Origin of the sequence: Demequina sp., from assembly GCA_024707205.1 — a bacterium.
GTDB lineage: Bacteria > Actinomycetota > Actinomycetes > Actinomycetales > Demequinaceae > Demequina.
Map to the genome: position 1 here is coordinate 992,213 of JANQAD010000001.1, position 16,543 is coordinate 1,008,755.

Below are 16,543 nucleotides of genomic sequence, written 5' to 3' on the forward strand. Positions count from 1 at the left end.
CACCATAATGGCCCCATGCCCGGCAAGCGCGTCCTCATCCTCCATGGCTTCGAGCACGAGCGCGGTCCAGAGCACTGGCTGTGGTGGATCACCCAGCGGCTGCGCGACTTCGATGTTCCCGTCCAGTATCCGCAGCTGCCCAACCCCTTCAGGCCCGTGCTCAAGGACTGGGTGGAGCTCGCGCAGGCGGAGCTTGAGCTGCTCGGCGACGGCGAGCGGATCGTCATCACCCACTCTCTTGGCTGCGTGCTGTGGTCGCTGCTCGTGGACCGAGGCCACGTGCGGGGCGACGAGCGCGTGCTGATGGTCGCGCCCCCCGTCGCGGGATCGCCTGGACGGCGTGCTCGCCCCGTTTGACGCCCAGTTGGGTCCCGAGTACATCAACACCACGGGAGTGGTGCTCGTTGGCCGGGAGCGCGACCGGTATCGGAACACCAAACTCGACTGGCTCGATGCGGGCCGCGCGAGCGAGGTGCACATCCTCCCTGGTGAGGGGCACCTGAACCCGGACGACGGGCACGGCCCGTTCCCCGAGGCGCTCGAATGGGTGCTCACCAGGCGTTGGCCAGCGTGACGCTGCCACCAACGGCGACTCCGGAGCAGGAGGTGCCGATCAGCCTCGAACTGGTGGCGCGGCTCCTCGCCGAGCAGGCTCCGCGGTACGCCGGGCTGCCCCTGGCCCTCGCCGCGAGCGGCTGGGACAACGCGATGGTCCGTCTGGGCGATGAGTTGGCCGTGCGGCTTCCGCGCCGTCAGATCGCCGCGGGCATCTCCGGCTCCGAACTGGACTGGCTCCCGCGAGTGAGCGCCCGCTGGACCTTCCCGGCACCGGTACCCGTGTTCGTTGGCGAGCCGAGTCACGGATACCCGTGGCGGTGGTCGGTAGTGCCGTGGCTCGACGGTTCGCCCGCTCTCACGTCACCCCTTGGGTCCGACGGCGCCGCCGAGTTGGGTGCCGCCCTCGCCCAGGTGCACGTCCCGGCTCCCGAGGGCGCGCCCCGCAACCCGGTGAGGTCGCTGCCGTTGGCTGAGCGGCGCGAGCGCTTTGAGCTGCGGCTGGCGCGACTCGCGGGGGTGCCTGGCTGGGCGTTGGATGCGGGCGGCGCCCGTGCCACGCAAGACGCGGCCGACCCGTCTGTTGGCGGAACCTGGTGCCACCTGGACCTGCACGGCAACAACGTCCTCTCGCGCGAGGGACGCCTCGCGGCGATCCTCGACTGGGGCGACCTCGGCACGGGCGATCCGGCGACGGACCTGGGTCAGGCCTGGTATCTGCTCGGTTCGGAGCTTTTCGCCAAGTGCGCCGACGCGTACCGAGGCGCCGGAGGGGCGGGCGACCCGGCAGCTCCCGCGCGTCCGCGCGGAGGCCATCGCCTACGCCGTCACCATGGCGAGCCTCGAGGACCAGCAGTACTCAGCGTCGGGCTGGAGGGCGCTCGAAGACTTGGGCGTGGGGACGCGCGCCTAGACCCCGATGCTGGCGGACGGAATCCACACAACCGTCCAGTGCCCCAGCGGCGGGAGGGCGAAGGTCACTCCCGACTGTCCGGCCGAGAGCGAGTTGGCCTGCTCAGCACTCGTGGTCCCCACGTGCTCAAGCCGTCGGAGGTCCGGGTGCTCGGGAGAAGCGGCCCACACCTCGGATCCCGGCTCGACGAACGAGATGGACAACGTGGCGTCACGGACCTCGGCGGCCTCTCGCTTCGGTGAGTCCCACGCGATCTCGTCCTGCGCGACAAGGTTGATGAGGTGCACCGCCACGCCATGCGGGAGCCGCGCCACGCGCAGCCAGAGCGTGCCGGGCATCGCCTTGGTCGAACACTCCACCCCGGCCGCGCGGAGCACGACGTCCTCGTTGATGCCACCGGCGAAGAACTCGGTCACGTCTGCGAGCCGCTCGTCGAAGAGCAGGTCGCCATACCGAACCTGGAAGTCGCACCACGCCGCAAACTCATCGAGGCTTGCCGAGCCCAGTTCGTGGTTGTTCGGGTAGTAGGGGTCGGTGAGGGCGTTTCCCGCCTCGCCGAGCAACAGGTGCGTCGCGCCGTGCGAGAGAGCGGACGCCATGACGAGCTTCGCGGCCTCGGTGCACGCTGCTTCGGGGGCACTCTCGTAGCAGTGCAGATAGGCGGAGAGGATCGGCGGGTGGTCCGGCCTCGCGGCTCGCGCAGCCGAAGCGAGCGCACCCAGGTCACCGAGCGTCGAGTGCGGCTCCCACACCTCGATGTACGTCGCATCTTGGGCCAAAGGCGCGGTCGCGTACGTGGGGAAGTCGTTCACGTTGTTGAACATGAACGGGGCGTGCGGAAGGCGATCGCGCACCGCGCCGATCATCGTCGTGAAGGACTCGGCGAGATCGACTCTCGCACCGTCCCCGCGCATCGCGAACTTCGGCCAGCCGTATTGGTCCAGGTGGAACCCCTCGATCGCCGTGCCGTCGACGACGGCGGCCAGCTGCTCGGCGAGGTGCGCGAGCCAGCGCGGCTCCGCGGGGTCCACGAGAATCAGGAACTCTTCCCCAAGCCGGTATGGCTCGCCAGACGCGCGCAGCAACACACTCTCGCTCCAGTCGCGCACCTCATCGTGGCCGATCGCGTACACCGCCGCGTACCCCATCGGAGTGACGCCAGCCCGCGACAGTGCGCTGCTCATGGCGTTGACCACGTCGAGGTCCCGTGGTTGGCCCAAGGGATCGAGGTACTCACGGTGCGGGGGAAGGAGTTGAGAGTGCCGGTACGCCCAGTCGTACAACTGCGCGGCGCTCAGGTGCATGCGACGGAAAAACCTCGTGACCGCCTCAACATCGGCGTCGCTCGTGAGCTTGACCACGAAGCCATAGCGCGGTCGTTCCCAGCGTGAGTCGAGGACGTCGAATGCGGTTGCCAGAGCGTCGATCGTCACCCCGTAGCCGCCATGGGCGAAGATCCCGAGGTCTATCTCCCGGCTTCCGGCCGGCACGGAGACCGTGGCCACGACCTCCGCCAGATGCGTCACCACCGCGTGCGTGTCCGATGGCACGGGCGCGTCGAATTCGACGATGACCTGATCGCCAGGGCGATACGTGGCTTGCGAAGGGAGAAGCGTCATCGGCCGTACTCCATCAGCAGGTACTTGGCGTGGGACCACAACAGAGGGTTGGCCACGGCCCCCCAACGGCGAACCCACGGTTCCACCCACTCGGGCGCCTGGGGCTCGTCGACGATCTGCTCGGCCATGAGGCCGTCTGCGTCGGCCCGCGATTCCACCCATTCTCGAGCAGCCTCGAAGCCTGCTGCGTCTCCCGCGACGCGCGAGTGCCAGCCAAGCCATGCGGTGAGGAGCATCCACGGGCTCCCGCCGTAGTAGGTGTCACCCACATAGCGGCGGATGCCGCCCGTGGCCGTTGCGAGTTCGCGACGGATCCTCTCCACGGTCGCACGCATCCTTGCGTCGTGCGTGTCAACGAGGCCGAATGGAGTGGCGAGCGACAGCAGCGACGCGTCCACGCGGGAGTCCTCGGGGCCTTTGACGAAGGCGCCGTCGACCACACACGTGTCCTCAACAGCGGTCATCACCGCGCGCGCGTGCTCCTCCAGATCCGGTCTGTCGAGCATCGTGGCTGCGGCCCTGAGGCCAGCGGCGATCGCAGCGAGTGTCGACGTGTGCTGGCGGTCCCCGAACTCCTCCCAGTAGTCGAAGCACGGCAGCCTCCACGACGCCGCCAGATAGTCTGCGGCCAACTCCATCGACGCCCTGATCTCCTCTGGAGCGCCGTCCGGCCAGTGCGCCGCGGCGGCGAACAGCCAGGTGCCATAGCCGTCGAGCTGAAAGTTGGGCCACTCATCGGATTGCGGCGACTCTCGAGTGCCATCGAGCGCGTAGCGCGTGGGCAGCATTTGCTCCGGCGTGGGGCCCTCGCCGCGCTCGAGCCGCGCGACCAGATCGCGAATCGAGGCCTGCTCGTGGCGAATGACCCCGGCAACCCACTCGTGAAAGGCGCGCGCTGAGTCTCCCTGGCCGACGGCGTCCATGGCCAGCGCGCAGTACGAGCCATCGCGCAACCATCCAAAGCCGTATTGGGAGAATGATGGGCTCGCGATGTACGCGCCGCTCGGAGCTTGGCCGTCAAGCAAGACGCGCACGGAGACATGCGTGAGGGTGGGCGACATTGATGAGGTCGTCATCAGCTTTTCAGAGCTCCTGTGGTTAGGCCCGCGACGAAGTTGCGCTGGAACACGATGTAGACGATGAGCACGGGCACGATCGCGATGATGGACGCGGCGAAGACGAGACCCCAACTGGTGCTGTGCTGGCCTTGGAAGAGTGCGATGGCGATGGGCAGAGTGCGGTTGTCGACGTCATTGAGCACCGTGAGAGCCCACGCGAACTCATCCCACGTGCCCAGGAAGGCGAAGATCACGCACGTCCCGATCGCGGGCTTCGAGAGCGGCATCGCGAGGCTCCAGAAACGACGCCAAGGACCCGCGCCGTCGATCGCCATGGCCTCGTCGAGCTCAAAGGGAATCTGTTCGAAGAATCCCGCGAGCAGGAACGTGTTGAAGGCCAGCGCAGTGCCAACGTAGAACGGCACCAGACCGGGAAGCGAGTTCAGCAGATGCAAGTCTCTTGCGAGCAGGAACTGGGGAATGATCAGCATCATCGTGGGGATCGTGAGCCCAACGATGATCATCGTGAAGAAGAACCGCTTTCCCGGCCAATCGAGCCGAGCGAAGGCATAGGCCATCATCGCGGAGAGCAGCACGATCAGCGTGGTGCTGACGATCGCAACCGCAGCGGAGTTGAGGAAGTACCGCGCAAAGTTCTCCGATCCCAGGACCGTCGTGTAGTTGTCGAGGGTCGGGTCCGTGGGCCAGAGCGACGTTGGATCGGTCAGCGACATTGAGCGCGACTTGAGCGAGGTCGACAGCATGTACAGGAACGGGTACACCATGACCACGGCTGCCGCCGCGAGCAGGAGGTAGCGGGCGGCGAGTGAGACGGCGCGACGACGAGTATCTGTCATCTCACGCCGCCATCCTTCGCCGCGTCCACCAGTACTGCAGCGCGGACAGTGCAAGCACCAGCGCAGTGAGACTGAAAGAGATCGCGCTTCCGTAGCCGAAATCCAGGAACTTGAAGGCCTGCTGATACATGTACGTCAGCGGCACCTGCGTAGCGTTGCCCGGACCCCCTCCCGTCATGAGCAGCACGGAAATGAAGACATTGAACCCGCCGATGAACAGCAGGATGAAGACCACCGCGAGGGCGCCGCGAATCGCTGGCAGCGACACGTGGCGGAAGCGCTGAAAGGCGCCGGCGCCGTCGAGCGAGGCGGCCTCTTTCAACTCTTGAGGAACCGCGGTCAGCGCCGCGAGGAAGATGAGCATGGCCCAGCCAATGCCCTTCCAGATGCCGAGCACGCCGATGGCGAACATCCCTGTCCAGCGATTCTGGAACCAAGAAACGTTGTCTGAGGACAGGCCAAGCATGTCGACGACCACGTGGTTCGCGAGCCCGTCGTCCGATTGGAAGATGTACTGGAACAGCAGCGACACGACCACCCAGCTCGTGACCACGGGCAGATAGAACAGCACCCGGAATGCGACTCTGCCCGGCAGCTTGGCGTCAAGCAGCACCGCGAGCGCCAAGCCGATGACGATCTGCAGCGGAACGGTGAAGGCCGTGTAGGCGGCAGCGTTCACGAGCGAGTTGACGAACACGGGGTCCTGAAAGGCACGGATGTAGTTGTCGAGCCCGACCCAAGGACTCGGCGTGCCCGGAATGATCTGCCAGTCGCGGAAGCTCAGCAACATGGTCTGTACGGCGGGGTACAACATGATGAGCGCGTAGAGCGCGAAACCGGGAAGCACGAATCCGTACGCGGCCTTCGTGGCCCGGCGTGGCCCGGCGGCCGCGACTCGATGTCGCGACCGCCGGGCTCCCTTGCCCGCGGCTCGGGGGAAGCCACGGGCGTGTGGGAATTCGACATGGCGTCTGTAATCCTCGCTAGTTGTATTGAGCCAGCAGGGCGTCGGCTTGCGAGGCTGCCTCGTCGAGTGCCTCCTGGACGGTCTTCTCGCCACGGAAGGAAGCGCGAATCTCGTCCTGAAGAATGGTGTCGATCTGGGTCCACGCCGGGGTCACCGGTCGCGGCTTCGCCGTCTGCAGTTGCTCCACGAACTGCGCGTAGTAGGGGTTAATGTCGGTCAGCTGCGAGCCGAGATCTGCCAGAACTGGCATCTGACCCACTGCCGCCATCGCCAACTGCGCGTCCTCTGACAGCAGGTAGCGCATGAACTCCATCGCCGCGTCCTTGTTCTGCGACTGCTTGGTGAGCACGATGTCCTCACCACCGACGACCGAGATGGAGCCGCCATCCCCTGCCGGGACCTGCGAGGCCGAGACCGTGAAGTCCGGGTACTGGCTCGCGAAGATCGGGTACATCCACGGGCCGTCGAGAATCGTCGCGTACTTGTCCGTCGCCAGACCGTCGCTCGTGGCAAGGCCGCCGTCTCCGCCCAGGATGATGTCGGGCATGTAGCCGTTGTTGTAGAGGTCGACGAGTGTCTGCACGCCCTTCACCGAGGCCGCACTGTTCAGGTAGCCGGTGGCCTTGGTGACATCGGGGTCGGTGATGTCTCCGCCTGCGCTCCAGATCCACGGCAGCATGTTCCAGCCGCCTGCGCCGTTGTCGGCGAAGGCATACGCGCCCGCGGCCTTCAGGGCAGGAGCGGCGGCCACGAGCTGGTCTACGGTGGTCGGCACCTGCACGCCTGCCTTCTCGAAGAAGTCGGCGTTGTACAGGGTTACGCGGGTGTTGGTGTCGAGGGGCAGGCCGTAGTAGGTGCCCTTCCAGAGGTTGGTGGCGAGAGTTCCGGGGTACACCTGGTCCGCGAGAGTCTGGAAGTCGGACATCGAGTCGCTGAGGGGCTCTAGGACGCCGAGGTTCGCCAGTTCCGGCACCCAGCCGATGTCAGCTCGAACGAGGTCGGGCAGCTGTTCGCCCGCCGCCGCAGTCACGAGCTTCTGGTGAAGCTCGTCATAGGGCACAGGCACGTCCTGAACGGTCACGCCCGGGTGCAGCTTCTCGAACGCGGGGATGATGGTGTCTTCGAGCGTCGACACCTCTGGAGAGTCCGCGCTGTACGCGTGCCAATAGGTGACGGTGCCTGTCAGGGTGTCGCCGCTGCCATCGGTAGCGCTCGAGGTGGGCTCCGAACTAGAGGAACAGCCGGCGACGGAGATCGACGCGATAGCGACGAAGGCCGCTGCGCCTGACTTCCAATGCTTCATGGTGAGGCCTTTCTGTGAACTCCGTTGTTCGACGCGCCCCCGCGCGTCCTCCCTGCCAGGATTATTTCTACGTCAGAAGTAATATCCTGTCAACTGGGGGGTACGGACTCGCCTAGAACTGTTATCTTATTGATGCACGAAACTAATCGTGCCGAACTTGGGAGGACCCATGCGCATCTCCACGCCGTCGTGGACGCCGCACCGCGGCGCCGCGCACGAGGTCGCGCTCGAGGTCTTGATCAACGGCCCGATCTCTCGTGCCCAGATCGCACGCAGGCTGGACCTGTCCGCAGGATCGCTGACACGCCTATCGCAGCCGCTCATCGAGGCGGGCCTGATCGTCGAGGTCGGCGAGCACGCGAGCGGCCAGGCCGGGCGACCGTCTCGGCTCCTCGACGTCATCCCGGAGTCACGCCACTTCATCGGACTCAAACTGACCGGGGATGAGGTGCTTGGCGCCGTGATCGACCTGCGGGCCAACGTCATCGCGAGCGGCGAACGCTCGCTCACCTCAAGGGAGCCGAGCGAGGTGGTCAGCGCCATCGCTGCGCTGGTGAACGAACTCCGCGCCAACGTGACCGCGGTGACAAGCGTCGGCCTGGGTATCGGCGGCCTCGTGGCGGCGGACGGCACGGTCATCAGCGCTCCCTTCCTGGAGTGGGAGGACGTCGAGCTCGCCGCGCTCTTGGAGCGCGAGATCGCGCTACCTGTGACCGTCGCGAACGACCTCACCGCCTTCACCGAGTATGAGCGGTGGTTCGGTGGCGGACGGAACCTGGATCGCTTCGCCGTGATCACCCTCGGGGCCGGCATCGGTTACGGGCTCGTCGCCGGCGGCCGGGTGGTGAACAGCGACGACGCGGGGCTTGGCCTCGTTGGCCACTGGCCAATCGACCCCTACGGTCCGCTGTGCTCCGCCGGCCATCGCGGCTGCGCACGCACGGTCCTCACCCAGTCCGCGATCGCGAGCGCTGTCTCCGGTGCGCTCGACCGCGCGGTCGACTACGACGGTGCGCTCGACCTCGCGCATGAGGGAGACGCGGCGGCGCGCACCGTGGTCGACAATGCCGGTCGCGGCCTAGGTCACTTCATCGCCGCCGTCGCGAACCTGACGATGCCAGAGTTGGTGATCCTGGGGGGCGAAGGCGTGCGACTCGTCTCTATCGCCGGGGACGCGGTTCGCGAAGGCATTGCAGAGCGAAGGGACCCGCGCGCCGGGCAGGTCCAGTTGTTGACGACTTCAGGAGACAACATCGAGTGGTGCCGCGGTGCCGCGGTGCTCGCCCTTCAGGACCACGTCCTCGGCGCAAAGGGCAAGTAGCGCGCCTAAGCGTCGATCGACTGCAGGAACGGCTCCAACTCGAGCCAGTTCTCCTCGTCGGTGCGGTCCTCGCGCCAGATCGCGAGGTACGCGTCCTTGGTCTCCTGGGGCAGCGCCTCCCAGTCGGCCATGACCTGCTCCGCGTTCGCGTGCCAGTAGCCCACGATGCGCTGCTGGGTGATCGGCATGCCGATCTCGCGCCGCAGGAGCGTGCGCGCGGCCCGCGAGATCTTGGACTCGCACGCGATCCAGACGTACGGGTTCGCCTCGGGGGAGATCACGCCTTCGGCCGCGAGCCCGCGCACGATGTCGCACACCGCGGACGGGCCGATACCGTTTCCGGCCACGCGCCACTGCACGTCCACGGACGCGGCAGAGGGAAGCTCGCGCGCCTCGTCGAGCGAGGGCACCTCGATGACCACGCGGAACACCTCGTCGGCCGAGGCGTCGGCCAGGATGCGCGCGATGCCGGGCAGCGCCGTGATGTCGCCGATGAGCACTCGCGTCCCCGAGCCCGGCGTCACTTGGTAGTAGTCCCATGCGTCGGAGATGAGCACGGAGTCGCCGACGGCTGCCTCCCGCCCCCACGTGGCCCCCGCGCCGTGCCCGTGCAGGAACACCTCTACCTCGAGCCCACCGGGCACGATCCCGCTCACCGTGTAATGGCGCTCGGAATGCCCGTCGACGTCGAGCGTGTCCGCACCAAGGTCAATGTGGATGAACTCGTCGCCCACGCCCGTGGTGCGCCACGCGGACCCCTCCTCGAGCGCAAGCGTGAGCCGCACCATGAGCGGCGTGACCTGCGTGCGGGCGGTGACGGTGGCGGGGTAAATGGATTCCATCGGGTCTTCGATTCTCTGTATGCCCGACGCTGGGGCGGCTTTCGCGGGAAGGCCGGCTCCAGCGTCGGGCCTGGTACGGGCTTAGGACGCGGCGACGATCGGCTCGGGCAGCGTGCTCGGGTCGCCGTCGAAGGCGGCCGTGAGGCGCGGCACGAGAGCGTCGAGCGCGTAGGGGATGGACAGCGGCGAAGCGAAGGAGAAGGCTCCTTCGAAGACGCCGTCGGTGGACCAAATCTGTCCGCCCTGCTGCGTGGCGTTCATCTGTGCGAACAGCGGCAGCGCCTCGATGGCGTCCTGCGTGCCGGGCTCGGTGGCGCCGAGCCACACGTTGGCGTCGGAGTCGAGCTTGTCGAGGTTCTCGGGGCTGATCGAGATGTAGAAGCCCGTCGACGGGTCGCCGAGCTTGTCGATGTCCGTGGTGTTGATCCCCAGGGTTCCGAGGAGCATGGGGCGCGGGTCGTTCGAGTAGTAGGCGCCGGGCTGGCCCTCGTAGTAGAACGTCACTGCGGCCGTGTGGCTGGCCCAGTCGGGGTTCGCCGCCTTGATCCCGTCTTCCTTGGCCTGGATGTCGGCGATGATCTTCTCGCCTTCAGCGACCTTGCCGACGGCCTTCGCGATCGAGCGGGTCTCCTCGGCGAACGGCATGCCCCAGTCCACGTAGTCGCCGCTCTGGGCGAGCGTGGGCGCGAGCTGGCTCAGCAGGTCGTACTGCTCCTGCGTGATGCCGGACCAGGTCGCGAGGATGAGGTCGGGCTGGAGCTCCTGGATCGCCTCGTAGTCGAGGTCGCCGGAGCCGAGCACGATCGGCTCCGCGCCCACGGCCGTGCGGGCGTCGTCCGCCCACGGCCAGGTCGCGTATTCGTAGCCGCCGTACCACTCGCGGACGGCGACAGGGGCGATGCCCATCGCGTACAGCCAGTCCTGCTCGTGGAAACCGACGCTCACGATGCGCTGCGGCTGCGCGGGGATCACCGTGGTGCCGAACTTCTGGGTAATGCTGACGGGGAACTGGCCGTCGGCAGAGTCGGTAGCGCCGGTTGTTGTGGGCGCAGGGGTGCTTGGCGACTCGGCCGACGAGCAGGCGGCGAGCGCTAGCGCAGCGGCCAGGGCCAGGGCCGCGGCAATGCCGCGCTTGGTCCTCGTGGTTGTCATGCTGTTTTCTCCTTAGGTTCTGAACGCTTGACCGGCGTTCCTGTTGGGACAATCAGGGGGTGCCCGTCACGGGATCGGGCACCACGGTCACGGGGAGACCGAACGCGGCCGTCACCCTTTCCGCCGTGAGCACGTCGTCGGGCTTGCCGCGAGCGAGGATCAGACCCGCGCTCATGAGCACGAGGTGGTCCGCGTAGCGCGCGGCCTGCGCAAGGTCGTGGAGCACCACGATGATCGTTCGGCCGTCCGCCGCCAGGCCGTGCACCAGGTCCAGCACGTCGTACTGATGCGCGATGTCGAGGAACGTCGTGGGCTCGTCGAGGAGCAGCAGCTCGGTCTGCTGGGCGAGAGCGAGGGCGATCCACGCTCGCTGCCGCTGCCCACCGGAGAGGGAGTCGACGCTGCGATCGGCGAGGCCAGTGAGGCCGGTCGCCTTGAGGGCGTCGTCCACCGCTCGCGTGTCGCTGTCCTGCCAGGGCCGCAGCGCCTTGAGATGGGGGGTGCGGCCGCGGCCAACGAGGTCGCGAACCGTGATTCCGCCGGGCGCGATGGGGCTCTGCGGCAGGATTCCGAGCTCCCTCGCCACGTCTTTGCTTGACCGCTCGTGGATGTCCTTGCCGTCCAGCAGCACGGTGCCCGACGCTGGGGCATGCAGGCGCGCAAGTCCCCTCAGCAGCGTGGACTTTCCGCAGCCGTTCGGCCCCACGATGGCCGTGACCGCCGCCGGAGGGATATCGATGCCGACGCTGTGCACCACTCTCGCGTCGCCGTAGGCGAGCGTGAGGTCTTTGGCGGCCAGGCGGGAGGTGTCTGTCACTGGAAGGACCCCTTGGAGCGGACGATCAGATAGATGAGGTACGGGCCGCCGATGAGCGACGTGTACAGGCCAACGGGCAATTGGGCGGACTTGAGCAGCTCTCGCGCGGCGAGGTCGGCGAGCACGGTGAGCGCGGCACCCATGAGCACCGAGGCGCCCACGGTGATGCCGGGGCTGCGCGTGAGCCTGCGCGCGATCGCGGGCGCCACGAGCGCGATGAACGCGATCGGTCCCACTAGTGCGGCCGCGAGCCCGGCCGCGAGGGCGGCCGTGGCCAGAGCGACGAATCGGAGCTTGCCGGGGTGCAGACCCAACCCCGCTGCCAGGTCGTCGCCCATCTCCAAGACGCGCAAGCGTCGGGCCATGAAAAGCGTCACCGGCACGATCACCAGGCACGACGCAAACCCCATCGACACGTGCTCCCAGTTGCGCGAGTTCGTGGAGCCGACGATCCACGAGTAGGCCTGGGGCACCACGTTGTTGGGGATCTTGGTGAGGACGAGCGTGATGACGGCCGTGGCGACGAAGTCGATGCCGATGCCCGCGATGATCATGCGGAACGGCTCCAGGCGGCCGCGGGAGCCAAGCAGGAGGACGAGCGTCGCCGCGACCAGCGCCCCAAGAATCGCCCAGGGGGCCAGCGCGAGCGACGACGTGTTCTGCGTGATGAAGATGCAGATGACGGCACCGGCCGCCGCGCCGGAGGAGATGCCGAGGAGGTCGGGCGACGCGAGCGGGTTGCGCGCGATCGACTGCATGAGAGCACCGGAGGCCGCGAGCAGCGCCCCCACGAGAGCGGCCGTGAAGACGCGCGGCGCGCGCAGCTGTCCCACGATGAAGTCCGCGGCCGTACCCGTGTCGATTCGGACCGCGGCGCGCAGGGTGTCGCCGAGCGATACCGACACCGTTCCCGTCCACAGCGACAGCACGATGAGCAGGGCCGTGACGACGCCGATGACGATCGTCACCGTGGCGACGCGGCTGAGCCTGCGGCGCGGGCGCGCAATAGTGGCAGCGGGCGGGGAGGCGAGAGTGGTCACAATGTCACCACCGTGAGCCGGCGCGCCATGAGCGCGAGCAGGACGCCCCCCGAGCAGCGCCGTCGTCACCCCAACGGGGACCTCACCGGGGCGGGCGATGAGACGCCCGAACACGTCGCACAGGAGGATGGTCGCCGCGCCAACGGGGAGCGAGAGCGCGAAGAGCCACCCGAGGCGCGCGCGGGTGACGCCGCGCACGAGGTGCGGCACGGCGAGCCCGATGAAGGCGATGGGACCGGCGAGCGCGGTCGCGAGCCCCGCGAGGAGGGTCACGCAGACCATGACGAGGGCGCGCGTGCGTCCCGGCCGCGTGCCGAGCGACGCGGCAGAGTCGTCGCCGAGCGCCAAGGCGCTCAGCGAGCGGGTGACGACGGCGGTGATGGCGACCGCGAGCACCCCGACGCTCGCGAGGGGCAGGAGCGGCGCGTTCGCCCTGGCGATGAGCGAGCCAGCGAGCCAATGGCGGAACGCGCTCAGGGCGTCGGGGTTCATGAGCAGCAGCGCCGTCATGACGGAGCCGAGCACCGCGGTGAGGGCGGCGCCCCCGAGCGCGAGCCGCACGGGAGAGGACATCCCGGCTCCCCTGCCGCCGATTGCGAAGGCGGCGAGACCGGCGAGGCCGGCGCCAAGGAACGCGAGCCACAGCTGCCCGCTGAAGTCCCTGATCGAGAACGCAGTGATGCCGATGACGATCGCCAGCGCGGAGCCGGCGTTGATGCCGAGCAGGCCAGGGTCCGCGAGCGGGTTTCGCGTGATGGTCTGGGTGAGGGCTCCCGCGAGCGCGAGGGCCGCACCGGCGACGATGCCGATCACCGTGCGGATGACCCGGCTCTCGCGCACAACACCTTGCTCAGGGACGTCGGGGTTGAAGTGGAACAGCGCGTCCCACACGGTGCTCAGGGGAATGGAGCGGGCGCCGAGACACAGCGAGAGGATGACCGCCACGGCGAGCAGAGCGAGTGCCGCGATGAGCCATGGGGTCATCGAGGATGCGGCCGAGCGCCGCGGCGCATCCAGGCGCACGGGCTCTCGCTCAAGGGTGGTCATGGGGCTCCGTCATCGGGTCGGGAGCCAGGTAAGGCTCACCTCACCAGGACAGTGTAGCGGCGTTTCGCAACGTGTCACTTGCGTAATTATCCCCGAGTGCCGCCGAGGGCCGTTGCGCAACCGTGGCCAAACCGTGACCGCCCGCGCCTTGCCAGCCACACCGTCGGGCCACCACACTTTCAAGCACTGAGGGTGCCGCAACAGCCTGGCAGGGTAGCGGCGCGAAGTGACTGGCCCCGCTGGATCAAGGGAGATCCGGCGGGGCCGCTTCGCTTCCCGGGCCGAGTGACCACTCGACCGCCTCGAAACCGCCGATGCGAATGCCATTGGAGTTCCGGCGCATGCGCACGGGCATGCCCGGGCGCGAGAGATCGAACCAGAACGTGTTGCCGTCCTGAGGGGTGCCGACGTCGTAGCGCCAGCAGTCGAGGGTGCCGAGCGGGTGCTCGATGGTCTCGCGGCGGCGCGCGGCCGTCTCCATGGGGAACGACGCGTGAGACTGGAGTTCGCGCCACGTGACGCGCTCGCTGTGCTCGTCGCTGCCGGGGGAGGCGACCGTCCACGTGGCGCCCTCGGCGTCCGGGTCCCGGAAGCTGTTGACCTGGCGGATGCCGCCGTCGAGTTCCAGCACCACCACGGTCCCCGCCGGCAGCCCGGCGCGCAGCTCGTCCGCACTGAACGGGGTTGGCAGGGTTCCCTCCGCCATGACGTGCGGGTCTGAGCTCATCGGTGCCCTCCCTCGGTGCCGTCGCTGCCGACACTACGCCGCCACCCAGCGCGCGCACGGGTGGGGTCGCTAGAGGGTGGACCGCAGGACGTCCACGGCGTCCTTGGCCTCTTTCAAGCCGACGTCGTGGATCTCGCGATAGAGCTTGATGGCGTCGATGAGATCGCCGCGCGCCACGAGCGCGCTCACGGCGGCATCGTTGCTGCCCGACGCTGTGGCCAGGGGCGCCGGTTGGTGCGGCGGCACGTCGCCGCGGGCTATCGCGTCGATGGCCTCCTTGGCGTCCTGGAGGCTCGCGCCATGCTGCTCGCGGTAGAGCTTGATGGCCTCGATCTTCTCGCCCTCGGCCACAAGCCGCGCGATCTCGTCGTCGGGTTGCGCTTGGGCGCGCGAGGTCGCCGCCTGTGCCATCAGGTCCTCAGTGGTTTCGGCGTGTTTGCCGAAGAGATCCCTCCACCCCATGCCGGTCACCCTAGCGACGGCGGGCGCAATGCGCTCGGTGAGGCTACGCTTCCGCGGTGGGCCACCTTCAACTGACCGATCTCCGTTTCACCCTCGCCGACGGCCACGTGCTCCTGCGCGACATCACCCTCAAGGTGGGCGCGGGCGACGTCGTCGCGCTCGTGGGGCCCAACGGCGCGGGCAAGACCACGCTCACGCGCATCATCACCGGGGACGTCGCGGCCGACGAGGGAACCTGCGCGGTCACGGGGCGCCTGGGGGTGATGCGCCAGTTCATCGGCTCCGTGCGCGACTCGTCTACCGTTGCCGATCTGCTGCTCTCGCTCGCGTCGCCGAAGCATCGCGCGCTCGCCGAGCGGGTCGGCGCCGCGGAGCTGCGCATGCACGAGACCGGCGCCGAGAAGGACCAGATGGCGTATGCCGACGCGGTGATCGCGTGGGGCGACGAGGGCGGGTACGAGCTAGAGACCCTCTGGGACGTGTGCACGGTGGCCGCGCTCGGCATCCCCTTTGACCGCGCGCGAGACCGCGCGGTGACGACGCTGTCCGGGGGCGAGCAGAAGCGCCTCGCGCTCGAGGCTCTCCTCCGCGGCGACGACGAGGTGCTCATCCTCGACGAGCCAGACAACTACCTCGACGTGCCGGCCAAGCGCTGGCTCGAGGAGCAGCTCATCGCCTCCAGGAAGGCGATCCTGCTGGTTAGCCACGATCGCGAGCTCCTCAACAGGGCGGCGACCCGCATCGCCACGCTCGAGCGGCACGCGACCGGCAGCACCCTATGGGTGCACGCGGGCCCGTGGAGCACGTATCGCGAGGCCCGCGAGGCGCGGAACGTCAGGCTCGCCGAGGACCTGCGCCGCTGGGACGAGGAGCACGAGCGCATCAAGGAGCTGGTGCGGACCATGCAGGAGCGCGCCAAGATCAGCCCCGATCTGGCCTCCCGCTACCAGGCCGCCCAGACCAAGCTGCGCAAGTTCGAGGAGGCAGGCAAGCCCGAGCCCGTGCCGCTGCCCCAGTCGGTGAACATGCGGCTCGCCGGTGGGCGCACCGCCAAGCGCGCCGTAGTCATCGAACAGCTCGAGCTGACCGGACTCATGCGGCCGTTCTCCACCGAGATCTGGTTCGGCGACCGCGTTGCGCTGCTGGGCTCGAACGGGTCCGGGAAGTCCCACTTCCTGAGGCTGCTGGCCGCAGGCGGCTCCGATCCAGACGACGAGCACCTGCCGGCCGGCGACGTGACGCCGGATCCCGTTGCACACACCGGCTCGGTACGGCTTGGCGCGCGGGTGCGCCCCGGCTGGTTCGCCCAGACCCACGCTCACCCGGAGTGGACGGGCCGCGCGCTCGTCGACATCCTGCATCGCGGCGACGACCACCGCCCGGGCCTCGCCCGCTCGGCCGCGGAGTCGGTCCTGGACCGCTACGGGCTCGGTTCGCAGTCGTCCCAGCCGTTCGAACGCCTCTCGGGTGGCCAACAGGCTCGGTTCCAGGTGCTGCTGCTTGAGCTCGGCGGTGCCACGATGCTGCTGCTCGACGAGCCGACGGACAACCTCGACCTCGAGTCCGCGGAGTCGCTTGAGTCCGCGCTGTCCTCGTTCGAGGGCGCCGTTCTCGCCGTCACTCACGACCGCTGGTTCGCGCAGGGCTTCAATCGTTTCCTCGTGTTCGGCGAGGACGGCCGCATCGTCGAGAGCGCGGAGCCGGTCTGGGACGCGGCGCGGGTCAACAGGGAACGGTAACAAGCGCGGCCAGCTAGGTTCTCACCATGGGGAACCGGTTCGGCGGAGTGGCAGCGGTCGTGGCGATCGGGGCCGCGCTCGTGCTCGCGCTCGGCGTAGTGTTCACGAACGCTGGCGGCGTCGA

The 16,543-nt window shown here is 68.2% G+C and carries 15 protein-coding genes; 4 read left to right on the top strand and 11 right to left on the bottom strand.

The window, feature by feature from the left end; translation table 11 throughout:
* Positions 1–15 precede the first annotated feature (15 nt).
* Both NVV57_05140 and NVV57_05145 read left to right on the top strand, forming a co-directional pair.
* Positions 16–357, top strand: a complete 342-nt coding sequence (locus tag NVV57_05140) for an alpha/beta hydrolase (protein ID MCR6712102.1) — start codon at positions 16–18, stop codon at positions 355–357.
* Entirely contained in the window at positions 341–574 is a 234-nt protein-coding gene (locus tag NVV57_05145) for a hypothetical protein (GenBank protein MCR6712103.1), read from the top strand. Before NVV57_05140 ends, NVV57_05145 begins: the two co-directional genes overlap by 17 nt.
* An 890-nt stretch (positions 575–1,464) precedes the next feature.
* Here the strand turns inward: NVV57_05145 and NVV57_05150 are convergent.
* From NVV57_05150 to NVV57_05170, 5 genes are all read right to left on the bottom strand, one after another.
* A complete protein-coding gene (locus NVV57_05150; GenBank protein ID MCR6712104.1) occupies positions 1,465–3,087 on the bottom strand; it encodes a glycoside hydrolase family 66 protein in 1,623 nt (540 codons plus the stop codon).
* On the bottom strand, positions 3,084–4,163 hold the full coding sequence (locus NVV57_05155) for a glycoside hydrolase family 15 protein (protein ID MCR6712105.1): 1,080 nt from the start codon (positions 4,161–4,163) through the stop codon (positions 3,084–3,086). Before NVV57_05155 ends, NVV57_05150 begins: the two co-directional genes overlap by 4 nt.
* A complete protein-coding gene (locus NVV57_05160) occupies positions 4,163–5,002 on the bottom strand; it encodes a carbohydrate ABC transporter permease (protein MCR6712106.1) in 840 nt (279 codons plus the stop codon). The genes NVV57_05155 and NVV57_05160 overlap by 1 nt, the downstream gene beginning before the upstream one ends.
* A 1-nt stretch (position 5,003) precedes the next feature.
* Complete coding sequence (locus NVV57_05165) at positions 5,004–5,849, bottom strand: sugar ABC transporter permease (GenBank protein ID MCR6712107.1); 846 nt, start codon at positions 5,847–5,849, stop codon at positions 5,004–5,006.
* 136 nt (positions 5,850–5,985) lie between these two features.
* Positions 5,986–7,272 (bottom strand): extracellular solute-binding protein, encoded by a 1,287-nt coding sequence (locus NVV57_05170; protein ID MCR6712108.1) that lies wholly within the window; start codon positions 7,270–7,272, stop codon positions 5,986–5,988.
* Positions 7,273–7,441: 169 nt separating this feature from the next.
* Between NVV57_05170 and NVV57_05175 the strand changes: the two genes are divergently transcribed.
* Positions 7,442–8,593: an ROK family transcriptional regulator gene (locus NVV57_05175; protein ID MCR6712109.1), complete on the top strand. Its 1,152-nt coding sequence runs from the start codon at positions 7,442–7,444 to the stop codon at positions 8,591–8,593.
* 5 nt (positions 8,594–8,598) lie between these two features.
* On the opposite strand, the gene NVV57_05180 is transcribed toward NVV57_05175, so the two are convergent.
* The 6 genes from NVV57_05180 to NVV57_05205 all read right to left on the bottom strand — a co-directional run bounded on the left by NVV57_05180 (position 8,599) and on the right by NVV57_05205 (position 14,680).
* The gene (locus NVV57_05180) at positions 8,599–9,435 is read right to left on the bottom strand and encodes a siderophore-interacting protein (protein ID MCR6712110.1); all 837 of its coding nucleotides are present in this window, start codon (positions 9,433–9,435) and stop codon (positions 8,599–8,601) included.
* An 81-nt stretch (positions 9,436–9,516) separates the two neighbouring features.
* On the bottom strand, positions 9,517–10,587 hold the full coding sequence (locus NVV57_05185; GenBank protein MCR6712111.1) for an ABC transporter substrate-binding protein: 1,071 nt from the start codon (positions 10,585–10,587) through the stop codon (positions 9,517–9,519).
* 52 nt (positions 10,588–10,639) lie between these two features.
* On the bottom strand, positions 10,640–11,404 hold the full coding sequence (locus tag NVV57_05190) for an ABC transporter ATP-binding protein (protein ID MCR6712112.1): 765 nt from the start codon (positions 11,402–11,404) through the stop codon (positions 10,640–10,642).
* Positions 11,401–13,491 carry an iron ABC transporter permease gene (locus tag NVV57_05195; GenBank protein ID MCR6712113.1) on the bottom strand — a complete coding sequence of 697 codons (2,091 nt, stop codon included), beginning with the start codon at positions 13,489–13,491 and terminating at the stop codon, positions 11,401–11,403. Before NVV57_05195 ends, NVV57_05190 begins: the two co-directional genes overlap by 4 nt.
* A 244-nt stretch (positions 13,492–13,735) precedes the next feature.
* On the bottom strand, positions 13,736–14,218 hold the full coding sequence (locus NVV57_05200) for a hypothetical protein (GenBank protein ID MCR6712114.1): 483 nt from the start codon (positions 14,216–14,218) through the stop codon (positions 13,736–13,738).
* 69 nt (positions 14,219–14,287) lie between these two features.
* Entirely contained in the window at positions 14,288–14,680 is a 393-nt protein-coding gene (locus tag NVV57_05205) for a hypothetical protein (protein ID MCR6712115.1), read from the bottom strand.
* Positions 14,681–14,736: 56 nt separating this feature from the next.
* On the opposite strand from NVV57_05205, the gene NVV57_05210 reads away from it, so the two are divergent.
* Positions 14,737–16,419, top strand: coding sequence for an ATP-binding cassette domain-containing protein (locus tag NVV57_05210; GenBank protein ID MCR6712116.1), 1,683 nt, complete (start codon positions 14,737–14,739; stop codon positions 16,417–16,419).
* Positions 16,420–16,543: the final 124 nt, after the last annotated feature.